The organism is Thiomonas sp., from assembly GCF_034007205.1.
GTDB lineage: Bacteria > Pseudomonadota > Gammaproteobacteria > Burkholderiales > Burkholderiaceae_C > Thiomonas.
The window spans coordinates 1-15,143 of the sequence record NZ_JAVERI010000009.1 but is presented as its reverse complement, the minus strand read 5'-3'; the positions used below and the strand labels follow the sequence as shown (position 1 = coordinate 15,143).

Here is a 15,143-nt window from a genome sequence, read left to right as displayed (position 1 = left end):
AACTGTCAATGCATCGAAGCTTACGTCAGGGGGCGGCGGGCGTGGTGTCTGCGGGTTTGGAGGCGTTCAGCGCGACTTCGGTGACGGTGGGGGCGACCCAGGTACCGGTGATGTCGTACACATGGGTGAAGGCGCGCGCCAGCGGTTCGCTGGCGATGTATTGCGCCAGAAAGGCGCCCAGGCCGACGACCGGGTTGACCAGCGCATAGGCCAGCGAGGCGGCGCCCGCGTTGATGTTGGGGATGACGACCACGCGCAGGTTCTGCGTCTCGGCGGCCAGATTGGCGCTGCCTTCGATGCGCACCGAGGCGGCCACGCCGCTCATGCGGAAGTCTCGGGTGCTGGCGATGCCACTGTTCACGCCGACGTCGGCGTCGACCTTGTCGAAGGCGAAGCCCGATGAGAACAGATCGCGGAAGTCGAGGGTGAAGCGGCGCGGCAGGCTTTGCAGGCTGAGTACGCCCAGCAGTTTGGCGATGCCGGGGTCGGCCTTGAGAAATTGCCCTTGCCCCAAGTGCAGCCTGAACTGCCCGGTGAGGCTGGGAAAATCGAGGCCGAGCGGCGAACCCAGCCAGGCCAGGTCGCCGTTGATGTCGCCCTTGCCGCCCTTGAGCAGGCCGGGCTTGCCCAGGGTGGCGAGCAGCTTGCCCGCGTCTTGAATGGCGAGCTTGAACTGCATGGACGTGCGCCGCGCGGGCGAGGCGGCGGCGGGGCTGCCGGGCGCGGTGAGCTGCGCGCCCAAGGAGGTCCAGGCGCCGCTGCCGGTGAGCACCCCGCCTTCTCCCGCGAGCTGGAAGTGGGTGAGCTGCCACACCTTGCTGCCATCGACCCGACCGCGGTTGACGGCCTGCACTTCCAGATGGGTGAAGCGGTGGCCGTGCAGTTGGACGTTGTCGGCCGCGATGTCTAGCGCGGGAATGCTCTTGGGCTGCTCGTCGAGCAGGTTTTCCACGTCGGAATCGTCCGACTTGGGCAGGTCGAGCCGCGCCAGCCGGGCGCTGAGGGCGCCGGGGTTGTTGCCGCTGCCGATCTGCCAGCCGATATAGCCCGACATCTGGCGCGAGTTCACATTGGCCTGCAGCAAATCGCCGCTGCGACTGCCGCCGGCGACGACCTGATCGATGACGCGGTGCATCAGGGTGAGGCGGCCGATGTCCAGCGCCGCGGTGGTGGGCAGCAGCCCCATCAGCCCGCGGTCTCCCCCGGCGCGAAACACCATGGGCGTCTGCGCCGAGGTGTCGGGCAGCAGGCGCTTGATCGCAGCCTCCCAGTCGTCGAGATCGAGCAGGGGCAGTTGCACATTGGCCTGCACCCCGGTTGTAGGTTGCGGCAGCGCCGCCTGCGAGCCGATGGCCAGCCCGCCGTTGAGCACGCGGAATTCGGCTGCCGACGAAGGCTGGCCCGTCGGGGCGGGTAGCGGCTCTTCCAGCGCATAGCGGGCGCGGGCGATGCCGCCCAAGTCGATCTGCACCGCATAGCGACGTGCACCATCCCGTCCGGCGGGCAGCGGGGTGCGGGTGTAGAGCAGCGACTCGGGCGCATCGGCGGGCTTGCCAAGCGGCGGCGGCAGCTCGATGGCGGCGCCCGTCAGATTGCTGCGCAGTTCCAGCGTCGCTTCACCCGCGCCGCGCGGCTGGGTGATGCGCAGTGTATAGGGCGCCTGCCCCTTCAAGACCATGCCGAGGGTCTGCATCCATTCGGGCCGGGCGGCGCGCAGACCGGCGCTGCTGAAGCTGCCGCTGGCCTGCAATTGCAGCGGCCCACCGGTTTGCTGGCCGCCGCGCAGGCTCACGGCGCCGCCCAGCACGTCAGGGGCGTTCAAGGCCAGGTTGAAGCCGTCGTGGGTGAAGTTCACCGTGCCGCGCACCTGCTTGAAGCGCGGCAGGTCGGGGCTCCACAGCACGTCCACGCCCTGCAGCGTGGCCTGCCCCTTGACGGTGGCGGCCTTCAGGTCGTCGAGTGGAAGTTGCAGGGCGATGTCCAGCGCCATCGGCCCCTGCGCCTGCACACCGTCGAACACGCCGTCCAGCCGTTGGTTGATCGGGCTGTCGAGCAGATAGCGCAGTGCATCGCCCGCGGGGGCCTGCGCCTTGCCTCGAATGCTCAGCACGCCGTTGTCGAAACTGGGCAGGCGGCCGTTGACCTCGCTCAGGCGCGCGCCATAGGCCCGGGCCGAGGCGTTGCGCACTTCCAGGCTGTGCGAGGTGATGAACAGTTCGCCTTGAACCTGGGTGAGCTCCGGCCATTCGGCGTTGGCGTGCACGCTGGCGGCACTGGCGGTCTGTCCCGGCGGCAGCAGGCCGCGCGGCGCGTAATTGAACACGCCGTTTTCGATCTGCGCATTCACCTCGAACTGGCCGGGATAGCGGCCGGCCTTGTCCGGGACGTCGAAGGGAAAATCGTCCAGCGGCCCCTTGACGACGAAATCCACCCGCCGCGCGCTGCCCGCGGCGATGGCGCTGCGCAGGTAGTCGCGGGTGTGCAGGGCGATGTCGATGGGCAGGTAGCGCCACACCGCACGGGCGTCGGCGCGTGTGAACTGGCCCTGCAGGTCGATGTCGCCCAGACCCTGGGCTGCGCTGCGCCAGATCAGCTTGGCCTGGCCCGCGACATCGGCATTGATGAAATCGAGCCGCTGGGTGCTGATCTGCCATTGCCCGGCCTTGTCGCGCGTCCAGTCGAGATCGGCCTGCAGGCTGTCAAAGCCCAGCCGGGCAGGGGCGTAGACCAGCGGCAGGTCGAGCGCACCGCCGCGCCCGAGCCGAATCTGCGCCTTGCCGCCCTGCTGCGTGGCGCTCACCGTGCCCGAAAGTCCGCTGACGCCCGGCAGATCGGCCGGGAGTTGCAGCGCCTTGGCTGCCGCCTTGCCGCGCTCGATCAGCGCCCGCGGGTTGGCCGGGGGTGTGCGCTCTCCGCTGCCGGCCGGGCTGTTCCAGCCCAGGTCGGCGAACCGGGTTTGGAGTTGGTAGGTGGGCGGCAGGCCGGTGGGCGCCACGCCCTTGGGCCAGCTGGCCTGCGCGGTGAAGGAGGCGATGCGACCCTGCGGCTGCAGCGCGGCCAGCCGCTCGTGCCACAGCGCGGGCAGCGGCAGGCATTGTGCCAGCGCCGAGAGCGCGCCTGCGTCGAGCGCACCGGTCTGCAACCTGGCCTGCGCAGCGCCTCCTTTGGGCTGCTGCCACTGCCAGGCTATGGTCACCGGCGGCAGAGACTGGCCCTGCGCGGTGCGGAACTGCAGGTTCTGCAGGCTGGCATCCTCGCCACCGGGCAGCGGCGCCCAGGTCATGCGGGTGGATAAGGTATCCAGCGCGAGGGGTGGCAAGGTCGGCGGCAAACCCGGCGGCAGCGGGCCGACGGTCTCGCCGGGTGCGAGCTGCAGGGCGACGCCGCGCAGCGCCAGGTCGGCGGTGAAGGCGGTAGTGACGCCGTCGTCGAACTGCGCCCAGGCGCGCACCGAGCCGCGCCCGGTCTGCGTCCGGGCTGGGAGTGAGAGGGGGAGCTGGGGCTGCAGCGCGGCCAGATCGACTCCCTTCACTTCGCCATACAGCGTGCCGCTCCAGCGCGAAAAGTCGGCGGTATGGCGCAGGAAGAACGGCTGGCGGAAGCTGGCGCGCAGGTCGATCGGGCCGCCGAAACCCGCGGGCGGCGTGGCGGTGAGCGCGGCGCGGTGGGTGAGCAGGGTGTTGCGCAGCAGCAGGTTGACCTGCGTGAGTGGCAGCGGCGGGGGGGAAGTAGGCCCCCACGCTTCGGCTGCGCCTGCGCTGCCCCCCGAGGGGGCTGGCCCCGCCTTGGGGCGGCCCGGCGGCGGGGGGGGCGGCCCTGCGGCGGGGGGCGCGGCGTTCACCCAGGTCAGGCGGCTGTCGAGGATCAGGATTTCCCCCTGCTCGAACAACCAGTCGGCGAACCGCTGCGCGGCGTCGCTCTTGCCGGTATCGTGCAGTGCCAGGCGAATGCCGCCGATCTCCAGATGGTCGGCATCGGGCCGGGTCACGGTGAGGTCGGCGCCGCGAATCACCAGTTGATCGAAGGTCGGCGTGAGGCGGGTGAGACTTTTCCATGAGGGCGCAGCCTCCACTGCAGCGAACCGCAGTGCGGGCCGACCCTGCGGGCCGTCGATGCGCACATCACGCAGGGTGAACTGCGGCATCAAACCGTGCCACTGCGTCTGGATGGCGCCGATATGCACCGGCAGCCCCAGCGCCTGGCTGCTGACCTGTTCCACCCAGGGACGAAACGTCTGGGCGTTGGGCAGCACCGCATAGCGCAGCGTCAGCAAACCCGCGCCGAGCACGAAATACACCGTGAGCACGAGCAGAACAGCCGCCTCCCAGATGCGGGTGGCGGCACGCAGCGAGAGATGGAGCAGAGACAAGGGTTGCGGCGCCCGAAGAAAAACAAGCGAAAACGACGGCAACGATGGTAGTGAATCGACATGGCGGCGGGACGGGTGCAAGCTGCAAGCAGCCAGCGCGCGCCCTGTCTTATCGCTGCGGCAGCCGGTCCAGCGGACTCACCACCCCCATCGGCCCGCGGCTGAGCACATGGGTGTAAATCATCGTCGTGCGCACGTCGGCATGGCCCAGCAGCTCCTGCACCGTGCGAATGTCCTGCCCCGATTCCAGCAAATGCGTGGCAAACGAGTGCCGCAGGGTATGCGTGCTCGCCGGTTTGGTGATGCCGGCGGCCAGCACGCCGCGTTTGACGGCCCGCTGAATCCCCTGCTCATGCGCATGGTGGCGCCGCCGAATCCCGCTGCGCGGATCGAGCGATAGCTCCGGGGCCGGAAACAACCAATACCACGCAAATGATTGCCCTTCCCCTGGCTTTTTGCGTTCCAGGGCATCTGGAAGCTGCACACCGGGCAGTCCCGCGTCCCGATCGCGCAGCCACTGCCGGCGCGCCCGCGCGATCTGCTCGCTCAGATCCGAAAGCAGCGAGGTCGGAATCATCGTGCGCCGATCCTTGTCGCCCTTGCCTTGCCGAATCGTGATCTCGCGTCGTGCCAAATCGACATCCTTGATCCGCAGACGCAGACACTCCATCAGCCGCATTCCGGTGCCGTATAACAAGCGCCCCATCAACGCCTGCGTGCCCTCCAACTGCGCCAGCAGCCGCCTGACCTCGTCCGGCGTGAGCACCGTCGGCAAGCGCTGCGGCCGCTTCGCACGCACCACCTCGTCCAGCCACGGCAAATCCACTGCGAGCACCTGCTTGTAGAGAAACAGCAAGGCCGCCAACGCTTGGCCCTGGGTCGACGCCGACACCTGCCCCTCCACTGCCAGCCAAGTCAGAAACGCCTGTACCTCCGCTGCCCCCATCTCGCGCGGATGGCGCTTGTGGTGAAACAGGATGAAGCGTTTAATCCAGTGCACATAAGCTTGTTCCGTGCGCAGGCTGAAATGCCGCAGGCGAATGGCCTCCCGCACCTGATCGAGCAGACGGGGTGGCGGAAGGACAGTGGGATCATTCATGGCGGGGCTCGGATGTTAGACTGCAATCCAAGATGTTACGCTGCACATGGGGTGCAGTCGAATTTACGTTAGGCATCTATCGATGGGTATTCTTGAGAGATATTGGAAATGAACAACTTTCAAAGTGGTCAAGAACAAGAAAACATTGCTCGTTGGGCCTCTTTAGGCATCGGGGTTCTTATGTTGTTCTTTGCCATCTTCACCGATCCAGTCGGTGACTCGCCAACTTGGGGTATCGCGATAGGGGTGCCTGCCGCCAAGATGCTCTTAGGTATATTCGGATTGTTTTTTCTGGTTGCCGGACTTGTTGGTTTCATTAAAAAAACCTCGAAATAAAAACACGCCTAACAATCGCTTCGAGAGGGACGCTCCGCTGACAGGCTGGCTCCCTGCTCCTCAAGCTAAACTTTAGGCAATCATCTATGGCCATGTCACCAGAACAGCAGCTTGAAAAGCTCCGACGAGCCACGCGGTTCTCATGGATACCCAAAGGGCTTCTCGGGCTGACGCTGGCGTTTATTGCCTTTGGACTATTAACCGGATACGAATTTTTCTTCGTAATTAGTGCGTTTTCTGGCCTCTTTGCTGTTGCAGCAAGAGAAGTTGCCCCTCACTGGAGAAATGCCGTTACAGCCATTCAGAATGGAATACGGTCGAATGGCAGCGTACTAATAGCAATCACAAGAGACCCAACGGAATTTGATCGCCATGTAGCAACAGTTCGAGACGAATCAAAATATGCTTGGCAGTTCCAATTCACCCCCAGTGACTGGGAACCATCCGAAGGTGAATTTGATGCTGAAATATACTATGTTCGCGGTGTTGAATGGCCAGCATTACTTGTTACACCGAATGGCATATTCTTTCCGGCCTTCACTCCAAAGAAGCTCACTGAGAATGCCTAACAATCGCTTCGAGTGGGACGCTCCAACAGCCGGCTTCGCCGCCTGTTTCCGCGCCCCTCAAGCTAAACGTTGGGCCTCATAGAACCATCGCCGTATTGCCAGCGCCGACTTTCAACGCTTTACCGCCGTCGAATTTGCTTGACGAAAAGGCGGTATCTGAATACTATTACTAGCATTGAGTTAGCTAGGACAGACGCCATGACTTTTGAGAATTCCATCCTTGTTGGCGACTGCCGAGACCTCCTACGCAAGCTTCCAGACAACTCGATAGCTGCATGTATCACTGACCCCCCCTACAACTATGAATTTATTGGCCACAAGTGGAACGCTGAGGAAATTGAGCGCCGTCTAGCGCGAGTCAAGGATTCCAAGACCCTCGTAAAAAATATTCCCTATGGAAGCGGTTTAGCTGGCGGGGTAAGAAATAAGCGATGGTATGAGAAGAATCGCCAAAACATTCTTGATTACGAGGCTTGGTGCTATGAATGGGGGCAGCAGGTCTACCGTGTATGCAAGCCTGGGGCGATTGTTGCAGCATTCAACAGCACAAGGACTATGGCCCATGTACAAGTTGCTCTTGAGCGCGCAGGATTTTATGCAAGAGACTGTATCGTTTATCGGAGATCTAGCGGCATTCCGAAAGGCTTAAATGTTGAGGCCAAACTTCGTAAGCTTGGCGATCCCGAGCCCGAGCGATGGGAAGGCTGGCATAGCTGCCTACGCAGCGAATGGGAGGCAATTGTCGTAGTGCAGAAGCCACTGGAAAACAACTACGTTGAAACACTTCGGAAATACGAGGTAGGGCTCTTTCACGCCGAGAATGCCGATGGGAGTTTCCAAAGCAATATTCTCGAAGGCATACCAAGATCGAATTCTGAAGAATTCAATTTGCACTGTACCGTCAAGCCACTGCCGTTGATGGAAAGGCTTATTGAACTGATGGTTCCTCCAAGTCCGGACAACATCGTACTTGACCCCTTCGCTGGGTCTGGAACTACTCTGGTTGCTGCGAAGAAACTTGGATTTACCTACGTCGGCATGGAAATCAATCCAGACTACGCCTTGATTGCCAAGACCAGATTAGGCGAACGGGTCAAGACGGCAAAGAAGGTCAGCGCGCAACCGGAAACGCTTGGGCTCTTTGCTGGAGAAATGCTTTGACATCGAATCCTGTGAGTTTCAGCAAGTAGTCGAATGTTTGCTGCCCGGTTGTGACAGTCCATCCCCCGGCATTACATGCGGTAATCGCAGCGCCGAGATTGTCCTCTCGAACAATGAGCAGGACTGGAGTGAATCCCTTTTCCGCGAGCGTGGGGCCATACGCCTTGAACTTCTTGAGAGTCCCAGAATCACCTGAGCCAACACGATACTTGGTATCAATTGCAAGGTTTCCCACAGTCAGGTCACAGGGTTCATCCGCACCAATTCGCAGAGCTGGCCCAAAGTCCGCTCGTGTTTGCCGACAGACCTCGACTACCAAACGCTGCCAACACATTCCAAGCTCGCGACCCCAGTATTGACGGTTCTCGCGTTTCAGTAGTGGCGTTATGCCGTAGACATCCATGAGTAGGTCGTGATCGTCGTTTTCCTCGCTATAGACTTTCTCGGAAAAACCCTTCTGATAGGTGGCGAGAATTTCATCAAGAGCGCTTTGCAGTTTGTTCTTTTCGTTGTTCATCGTTCAATCTCACGCATTGATCTAGGGGTACGCCAAGAGCTTCGGCTATACGTTCGGCATTCAGAAGCGTTATATTTCGTTCGCCGCGTTCAACCGCACCGACGTATGTCCGATGAAGACCAGCACGGTGAGCAAGTTCCTCCTGAGAGAAGCCACGCTCCATCCGCAGTTCGCGAACATTTCGTGCGAAGAGTTCTGTAATCGTCATAATTTAGAAGTTAATGCGATGATGACTATTAGTCGACCTACTATTAGTAGCATGAGGCCCAACCCGGCGGTCCACCGGACGCTGCGCAATAAAGCCGCGCAGCGCCGGTGACCTCTACGTTAGGGCTCGGCGGTCTCAAATCTGAAGTGCAACACCTTGCCATCCGGTAAGGTGTTGTGAATGACACGAACGACGTACCGACAACTTCAAGCGGCTGAGCGCATGCGCATCGAGATCTGGAAAGCCGAAGGCATCAGCCTGCGGGCCATGGCCCGCAGGCTGGGCCGCTCGCCGACGACCGTATCGCGCGAACTCGCCCGCAATGCCCCGGCAGACCCGACCACGGCGGCCTATGACGCGGTGGCCGCGCAAGCCTTGCGCGCCAGGCGCCGCGCGGCCAGCCGTCCTGCGGCCAAGCTGGCCCCCGACAGCGTGCTCTGGGGCGCCGTGCGCGAGATGCTGAGCTGGAAGTGGTCGCCGCAGGAGATTGCCGCTACGCTCAGGCGCACCGATCCCGACGACGCCGACTTTCACGTGTCCCACGAGACGATCTACACCGCCATCTACGCCCACCCCAAGGGCGAGCTGCGCCGTGAACTCATCGCCTGCCTGCGCCAAGGGCGCAGCAAACGCCTGCCGCGCTCGCGCGGTGCCGACCGCCGTGGCCAGATCCCCGAGAGGGTCAGCATCCATGTGCGCGCGCCCGAGATCGAGGATCGGCTGATGCCTGGCCACTGGGAGGGCGACCTACCTCATCAAGGGGGCGGGCAACCGGTCGGCCGTGGCCGTGCTGGTCGAGCGCATGAGTCGCGCCGTCCTGCTGGCCAAGATGCCCGATGCCACCGCCGCATCGGCGTTGGCCGCGTTCACCACCAAGCTGCAGTCCTTGGTGGCCCCGCTGCGCCAGACGCTGACCTGCGACCAGGGGCGCGAGATGAGCCGCCATGCCGAACTCACCGCCGCCACCGGCGTGCGCGTGTACTTCTGCGACCCCCACAGCCCCTGGCAGCGCGGCACCTGCGAAAACACCAACGGCCTGCTGCGCCAGTACCTGCCCAAGGGCACGGATCTGTCGGTCTACTCGCAGGAGGAGCTCGATGCCAACAGCCGACAGCCTCAACACCCGACCCCGCCAAACCTTGGGCTGGCGCTCGCCCTTGCAGGTGCTCGCGGAAATCCTCGCCAACCCCCAAGATTCCTCTCCCGTCCATTAACCCAATCGGTGTTGCACTTCGCACTTGAAACCGCCCTGCTTGAAGAAATGACCATCGTCGAATCTATGCCTAACGAGGCGCTCCAGTGGGACGCGCCGCATTCGGCGCGCACCTGAGTTTCGACGTGTGCCGTCACGAGCAGCACCCGCTCGCCTCGGCGCGTATCATTTGTTCGTCGTTTGGAGGGGCGCCATGCCAGATCTCGTTGCCGAACTCGCCGAGCAAGCTCGTACCTTGCCGGCCGACGAACGTTCACGCCTCGTGGAACTGCTCCTTGAATCGCTCCACGAGTCGCCACTTGCGGAGGTTGAAGCCGCTTGGGCCAAGGAAATCGAGCGTCGTGTGGCGGCTCATGAGCGGGGCGAAGTTGAAACCTTCGCGGCCGAAGACGTCTTCGCCGAAGCGCGACGCATTGCGCCGTGAAGCGAGCGCGCTTCACGCGAGAAGCTCGGTCCGAGCTGCTCGCCCAGACCGCCTACTACGAAACCATCCGCAAGGGCCTTGGCGCACGCTTCCGCGCAGAGGTGGAGGTTGCCGCAAAGCTGGCCGCGACTTTCCCACTTCATGGAAAGCCTGCGCCCGCCGGAACGCGGCGCCGGCTTGTTGCCGACTTCCCGTTCAAGGTCTTCTACACCGAGACGGACTACGGCGTACTCATCCACGCAGTGGCCGGGGATCATCAGTTTCCAGAGTACTGGGTGAGTCGCATCCCGGAGAGTGACGGCTAACTCAAACGTTCGATTGCCCATCGTATGCCTTCAGCGAAGTGGTCGGAATCGGAGAAGCGGGTCGCGCGTCGCGTGTTCGCGGCCGCATTGCAGCGGGAGCTTGCGGACGTCATGGACGAGTTCAAACGACGGGCCGCCACGGCGAAGGAGCCCGAAGACATGTGGGCAGTCGAGCAGTTCCTGGCGACCGCGCGCAGGGAGATTGATTCGAAGTACGACTGGCGCTACTCGCAACTCGATCTCGTCTTTGGTCGCTTGCTTCGTGAGGGGCGCATCGGGGAGGGTGATCTGCAGGGCCTTTCCGAAGACAAGCTCGTCTACATCCGGCGCGTGGCGTCTCTTTGAGCAAGGCGACGCGGCCTGCCGCGCCGCGAGCGCGGCGAGCCGGGGGAAGCAATCAAGCGGCGACAGCCGGGTGCATTTGCGCTATGTTGAATCCGTCGGGCTCGTCATGGGCGAGCCGCAATTCCGGACGGAGGATCAAGCATGAACAAGCGTCACGAGAAGACCGGTGTCCCGCCGGTCGATCGCACCAAGCCGCTGTTGCCGCATGTCGACGACAGCTACAAGCTGCGCGGCAAGCTCGCTGAGCCCACGGTCTGCCCGCGCTGCGGCGCGGTGTTCCATCGTGGCCGCTGGCAGTGGTTGCCCGCGCCGGAGAGCGCGCACAGCGTGCTCTGCCCGGCCTGCCACCGCATCGAGGACAAGTTTCCGGCAGGCTATGTCACCCTCGAAGGCGATTTCCTGGCGCAGCATCGCGGCGAAATCCTCGATCTGGTACACAATGTCGAACGGCGGGAAAAGGCCGAGCATCCGCTGCAGCGCATCATCGAAATCGTCGAGGAGGGCGGATCGGCGCTGGTGACCACGACCGACATTCATCTGGCGCGCGGCATCGCCGAGGCGGTCGAGCACGCCTACCAGGGCGAACTCGACCTTCGCTACAACACCCAGGACAACCTGCTGCGCGCTCACTGGCGGCGCTGACCGGTTGGGCGGCAACGCCGTGCTGTCACGATTTCGTCACATTGCCAGCGGAAACTCAGCGCTTTCGGCTCGGTGGCGTGATGATGAAAAAGTCGGCGGTGGTGGAGTCTCTGGGGCAGCACGCGCTGCTCGGGCCGACCTGGATCGCACTCGCGCTCAAGGCCAACGACCGGCTCAAGCTCGGTCTGCTGCTGCTGCAGGCCGCTGCCGAGCATGCGCGGCATCCCGATCGCAGCGTGCCCGATCTGCAGCGTGAAATCGACGCCGCCGGGATCACCCCGGTCGATCTGGCGCGCTGGCTGCGCGACCTGCCGGCGCTTGCCGCGGAGCACGGGGCGGGAATGGAACTCCCGGGCTGGCCGCGTCTGGCCGCGCTGCTGCGCGACGACGTGCAGGCGATGGCGCGGCCGCTCGCAGTCGCAGCCGAGGGGCCGGACGCCGAACTGGCGGCCCGGGTGCAGCACTGGTCGGACTGGCTGGCTTCGCGCTCGAGCAGCGACGTGAGTTGCGAAGACGTCGATGCGCTGACCCGCGGCGACCGCGGCCGCGGCGACGGCCTGCATATCCTGGTGATGGACCTGCACAAGCGCATCAACCGCCTGGTGTCGCGGCTCGCGGTCGAAAGCATTGACGGCGCCCAGGTCTGGGGGCTGGCCGACGCCGACAAGACGCTGGTGCGCGCCTTCATGCGCGGTCTGCAGCGCACCGCTGCGCTCAAGCTCGACCACCCCGGGCTGGACACCGTCGCCACGCGCGACGGCGGGCGGTTGCTGATCCAGAACGACATCGGCACCAGCGACGTCCACGTGCTGGTGCTCGCGGTCGACGGCCTGCGGCTGACCATGACCTATTCCGATCTGCATCCCGAGCGCTTCGCGTTTTTCCAGCACATCCTCGCCGACACCGGGCTGCAGTGGAGCGTGGCGACGCGCGAATCGGCCGACATGAACGCCGGCGCGCGCTATCAGGTCGGCACCGCCACGGTCGACGCCGCCGACGCCGCGGCCCTGGAACTGGTGCTCGAGCGCATCGGCGCGCGCATCGTGTTCCTGATCGACTGGAACCGCGCGCGCAAGCGCCTGCAGCAATTCGTCGACAAGCCGCATGCGGTTGCGCTGCTCGGCGCCGCAGCGCGCGAGGAGGTCGGCCATATGCCCTGGCTGGCGACGGGAGGCGAGCGGCTGGTGTGGGAGGCGATGGCGGCGCAGGAAGCGGAAGTGTTTCGCCTCGGCGACCGTCTCGACGCGGTGCTGGGTGAGGACGACGCCGCGCAGTTCCTGCTGCAACTGCTGCGGCTGTCGACGCAGGCGGTGCGCCAGCATCAGCCGGTGGCGCTGGTGGGCGACGAGGCGCGGCTGCTGCTCGCGCGCATGCTGCGCAGCCACAGCGCATCGTTCGCGCTGCTGGCCGACCACGCCGCGTATGCCCAGGGATTGGCCGAGGCGCTGGCCGCGGCGCTGGAGCGCGGACTCGAACGCGATCCCGCCGCCGCGGCGGCGCTGGCCACAAGGGCGAAAATCTGGGAGCGCCGCGCCGACCATCTGGTGATGCAGGCGCGCGACCGGGCGCTGCGCGGGCCGCAGTGGCGCGAGTTCGCCGCCCTGCTCGAACGCGCCGACGACGCCGTCGACGCCATCGAAGAGGCGGTGTTCCTGTTCAGCCTGCTCGCCGAGTCGCATGCGGCGGTGTGGAGCGATGCGGTGCGCGCGGCGCTGTCGGCGCTGGCGCGCACCGTCGCCGACGCGGCGAAAGACCAGGTCCGGCTGGTCACCGTGCTCGCCGCGCTGGACGGCGCCAGCGACGCCTCGGACCAGGAGAAGTTTGTGGCCGCGTCGTGGCGGGTGCTGCAGGCCGAGCGGCGCTGCGACGAGCTGCTGCGCGCCGCGCGCCGCGCGCTCTGCCGCGATGTGCGCGATCCCGCCGGGCTGATGCTGGCGACCGACTTCGCCGCCGCGGTGGAGCTCGCCAGCGATGTGCTGCTGGCGCAGGCGTATGCGCTGCGCGAACAGGGGTTCGCGCGCAGCCGGCGGTTTGGCTGATTCGTCGCCCGTGCAAATCAAACTTCGATGTTTGCGACGACCATGAAAGATCTCCCGCAGGCTGCGCGGCAGCCGGCCGCTTCGACGCCGGGCGCGTCCGCACCGCCGCCGCCATACCTCATCGCCTGCGGCACTCCGCCAGCGCGGCTGCCGGCGCCGGGCGAGGTCGGATTGAAGGCGTGCAACCTGATGCGCATGGCCGCTCTCGGCCTGCCGGTGCCGCCGGGCTTCGTGCTCGGCGCGGGCTGGTGCGCGCGCGCGGCCGAATTGACGCCTGCGGTCTGGGCCGCGGCGCTGCAGGCGCTGGAGCAGGCCAGCGGGCTGCGCTTGGGCGACAAGCGCCGGCCGCTGCTGGTTTCGGTCCGTTCGGGAGCTGCGGTGTCGATGCCGGGGATGATGGAAACACTGCTCGACATCGGGCTGTGCGACTCGACCGTCGACGGTTTCGTCCGCCAGACGGGCAATCCGCGGCTGGTGTGGGACGCGTACCGCCGGCTGGTCGCGACCTGCGGCGAGGTGGTCGCCGGGCTGCCGCCCGAGCCGTTCGCCGCGGATCTGACCGCGGTCGCGGGCGACCGCGACGAGCGCGAGCTCGATTTCGCCGAACTGCGCGAGGTCGCGCGCCGCCACCTGGCGACGTTCGAGCGCGAGTCCGGCGCGCCGTTCCCGCAGGACCCGATGGCCCAGCTCGACGCCGCGATCCGCGCGGTGTTCGCTTCCTGGGGGTCGGACAAGGCGCGCGCCTACCGCCGCATCAAGGGCCTGGACGACGCGCTCGGGACGGCGGTCACGGTGCAGCGCATGGTGTTCGGAAACGCCGGTGGACTGTCCGGCGCCGGAGTCGGGTTCAGCCGCAATCCGTCGACCGGGGAAGCCGAGCCGTGGATCGACTTCCTGTTCGACGCGCAGGGTGAGGACGTGGTGTCGGGCCGCCGCAGCGTGCATGCGCACCAGGCGCTGGCCGAGGCATCCCCGGCGCTGTGGGACGAACTCGTCGCCGCGGCGCGCCGCATCGAGGCGGCGTTCGGCGACATGCAGGACTTCGAGTTCACCATCGAGCAGGGCAGGCTCTACCTGCTGCAGGCGCGCGACGGCAAGCGCACTGTGCAGGCGGCGGCGCGCATCGCCCTCGATCTGTGCGACGAGGGCATCATCGACGCCGACGAGGCGGTGCGGCGCATTGCGGGACTCGACGCCGCTGCGCTGCAGGTGTTCGAACTCGTCGCCGACGACGGCAACCCGCCCGATCCGGTCGGACGTGCCGACAGCGCCAGCAGCGGAGTGGTTTCGGGCGAGATCGCGCTCGACGCCGGGCGCGCCGCCGACCGCCATGCGGCGGGCGTCGCCGTGGTGCTGGTGCGGCAGGACGCCGAGACCGCCGACATCGCCGCGCTCGACCACGCCGCTGGTCTGCTGACCGCGCGCGGCGCGCGCACTTCGCACGCCGCGGTGGTCGCGCGCCAGCTCGGCAAGGTCTGCCTGGTCGGCTGCAGCACGCTGCACATCGACCTGGCGCGCCGCCGCATCCGCATCGGCGAGCGTGAGTTCGCCGAGGGCGAGAGTCTCACCTTGGACGCCAACACCGGGCTGATCTATGCCGGCGCGCTGCGCGTCCGGGCGCGCGTGCCGCATGACCTGATCGCCCGGCTCGAAGCGCTGCGCGCCCGGGTGGCGGCAAGGGAGCAGGACTCCCATTGATCCGGAGGCGTCTCCCCCTCCCAACCTCCCCCAGCAAGTGGGGGAGGAGAAGACGGCGCTGCGCAAGACTCAGGATGCTCCTCTCAACCTCCCCCACGTCGTGGGGGAGGCGTGTTCGCTCCCTCCCCACTCGTGGGGGTGGAGGCGGAAAAGGCAAAGCCAACTGCTTGGCTTTGCCCCGCCGCAACGGGGCTGGCCTGCAAGCCAGCCATTGGACG

Annotated in this window: 13 protein-coding genes and 1 pseudogene; 10 read left to right on the top strand and 4 right to left on the bottom strand. The window is 65.4% G+C overall.

Features of this window, described 5'->3' with window-relative positions; translation table 11 throughout:
* Positions 1-25: 25 nt before the first annotated feature.
* Positions 26-4,369 (bottom strand): YhdP family protein, encoded by a 4,344-nt coding sequence (locus RBR52_RS08795; RefSeq protein ID WP_320376836.1) that lies wholly within the window; start codon positions 4,367-4,369, stop codon positions 26-28.
* A gap of 109 nt (positions 4,370-4,478) precedes the next feature.
* Entirely contained in the window at positions 4,479-5,468 is a 990-nt protein-coding gene (locus tag RBR52_RS08790) for an integron integrase (protein ID WP_320376835.1), read from the bottom strand.
* A 108-nt stretch (positions 5,469-5,576) separates the two neighbouring features.
* Between RBR52_RS08790 and RBR52_RS08785 the strand changes: the two genes are divergently transcribed.
* The 3 genes from RBR52_RS08785 to RBR52_RS08775 all read left to right on the top strand — a co-directional run bounded on the left by RBR52_RS08785 (position 5,577) and on the right by RBR52_RS08775 (position 7,534).
* The gene (locus RBR52_RS08785) at positions 5,577-5,804 is read left to right on the top strand and encodes a hypothetical protein (RefSeq protein ID WP_320376834.1); all 228 of its coding nucleotides are present in this window, start codon (positions 5,577-5,579) and stop codon (positions 5,802-5,804) included.
* 86 nt (positions 5,805-5,890) lie between these two features.
* Entirely contained in the window at positions 5,891-6,373 is a 483-nt protein-coding gene (locus RBR52_RS08780) for a hypothetical protein (protein ID WP_320376833.1), read from the top strand.
* 198 nt (positions 6,374-6,571) lie between these two features.
* Positions 6,572-7,534, top strand: a complete 963-nt coding sequence (locus tag RBR52_RS08775; protein ID WP_320376832.1) for a site-specific DNA-methyltransferase — start codon at positions 6,572-6,574, stop codon at positions 7,532-7,534.
* Here the strand turns inward: RBR52_RS08775 and RBR52_RS08770 are convergent.
* Both RBR52_RS08770 and RBR52_RS08765 read right to left on the bottom strand, forming a co-directional pair.
* Positions 7,485-8,051: a hypothetical protein gene (locus RBR52_RS08770; RefSeq protein ID WP_320376831.1), complete on the bottom strand. Its 567-nt coding sequence runs from the start codon at positions 8,049-8,051 to the stop codon at positions 7,485-7,487. The genes RBR52_RS08775 and RBR52_RS08770 overlap by 50 nt on opposite strands.
* On the bottom strand, positions 8,014-8,259 hold the full coding sequence (locus RBR52_RS08765) for a helix-turn-helix transcriptional regulator (protein WP_320376830.1): 246 nt from the start codon (positions 8,257-8,259) through the stop codon (positions 8,014-8,016). The genes RBR52_RS08770 and RBR52_RS08765 overlap by 38 nt, the downstream gene beginning before the upstream one ends.
* 180 nt (positions 8,260-8,439) lie before the next feature.
* On the opposite strand from RBR52_RS08765, the pseudogene RBR52_RS08760 reads away from it, so the two are divergent.
* The 7 genes and pseudogenes from RBR52_RS08760 (at position 8,440) to RBR52_RS08730 (ending at position 14,925) form a co-directional block, all read left to right on the top strand.
* Positions 8,440-9,473 (top strand): annotated as a pseudogene (locus RBR52_RS08760) (IS30 family transposase).
* Positions 9,474-9,665: 192 nt separating this feature from the next.
* A complete protein-coding gene (locus RBR52_RS08755) occupies positions 9,666-9,896 on the top strand; it encodes an addiction module protein (RefSeq protein WP_320376829.1) in 231 nt (76 codons plus the stop codon).
* A complete protein-coding gene (locus RBR52_RS08750) occupies positions 9,893-10,201 on the top strand; it encodes a type II toxin-antitoxin system RelE/ParE family toxin (RefSeq protein ID WP_320376828.1) in 309 nt (102 codons plus the stop codon). Before RBR52_RS08755 ends, RBR52_RS08750 begins: the two co-directional genes overlap by 4 nt.
* Positions 10,202-10,225: 24 nt before the next feature.
* The gene (locus tag RBR52_RS08745) at positions 10,226-10,546 is read left to right on the top strand and encodes a hypothetical protein (protein ID WP_320376827.1); all 321 of its coding nucleotides are present in this window, start codon (positions 10,226-10,228) and stop codon (positions 10,544-10,546) included.
* Positions 10,547-10,687: 141 nt separating this feature from the next.
* On the top strand, positions 10,688-11,188 hold the full coding sequence (locus tag RBR52_RS08740; RefSeq protein ID WP_320376826.1) for a BCAM0308 family protein: 501 nt from the start codon (positions 10,688-10,690) through the stop codon (positions 11,186-11,188).
* Positions 11,189-11,229: 41 nt separating this feature from the next.
* Entirely contained in the window at positions 11,230-13,227 is a 1,998-nt protein-coding gene (locus tag RBR52_RS08735) for a phosphate transport regulator (protein WP_320376825.1), read from the top strand.
* Between the two features lie 42 nt (positions 13,228-13,269).
* Complete coding sequence (locus RBR52_RS08730) at positions 13,270-14,925, top strand: PEP/pyruvate-binding domain-containing protein (RefSeq protein WP_320376824.1); 1,656 nt, start codon at positions 13,270-13,272, stop codon at positions 14,923-14,925.
* Positions 14,926-15,143: the final 218 nt, after the last annotated feature.

What these genes read in the sequence shown, in the direction of transcription:
- RBR52_RS08790 (WP_320376835.1), bottom strand. Translation starts at nt 5,468, where the DNA reads ATGAATGATCCCACTGTCCTTCCGCCACCCCGTCTGCTCGATCAGGTG.
- RBR52_RS08785 (WP_320376834.1), top strand. Translation starts at nt 5,577, where the DNA reads ATGAACAACTTTCAAAGTGGTCAAGAACAAGAAAACATTGCTCGTTGG.
- RBR52_RS08780 (WP_320376833.1), top strand. Translation starts at nt 5,891, where the DNA reads ATGGCCATGTCACCAGAACAGCAGCTTGAAAAGCTCCGACGAGCCACG.
- RBR52_RS08775 (WP_320376832.1), top strand. Translation starts at nt 6,572, where the DNA reads ATGACTTTTGAGAATTCCATCCTTGTTGGCGACTGCCGAGACCTCCTA.
- RBR52_RS08770 (WP_320376831.1), bottom strand. Translation starts at nt 8,051, where the DNA reads ATGAACAACGAAAAGAACAAACTGCAAAGCGCTCTTGATGAAATTCTC.
- RBR52_RS08765 (WP_320376830.1), bottom strand. Translation starts at nt 8,259, where the DNA reads ATGACGATTACAGAACTCTTCGCACGAAATGTTCGCGAACTGCGGATG.
- RBR52_RS08755 (WP_320376829.1), top strand. Translation starts at nt 9,666, where the DNA reads ATGCCAGATCTCGTTGCCGAACTCGCCGAGCAAGCTCGTACCTTGCCG.
- RBR52_RS08745 (WP_320376827.1), top strand. Translation starts at nt 10,226, where the DNA reads ATGCCTTCAGCGAAGTGGTCGGAATCGGAGAAGCGGGTCGCGCGTCGC.
- RBR52_RS08740 (WP_320376826.1), top strand. Translation starts at nt 10,688, where the DNA reads ATGAACAAGCGTCACGAGAAGACCGGTGTCCCGCCGGTCGATCGCACC.
- RBR52_RS08730 (WP_320376824.1), top strand. Translation starts at nt 13,270, where the DNA reads ATGAAAGATCTCCCGCAGGCTGCGCGGCAGCCGGCCGCTTCGACGCCG.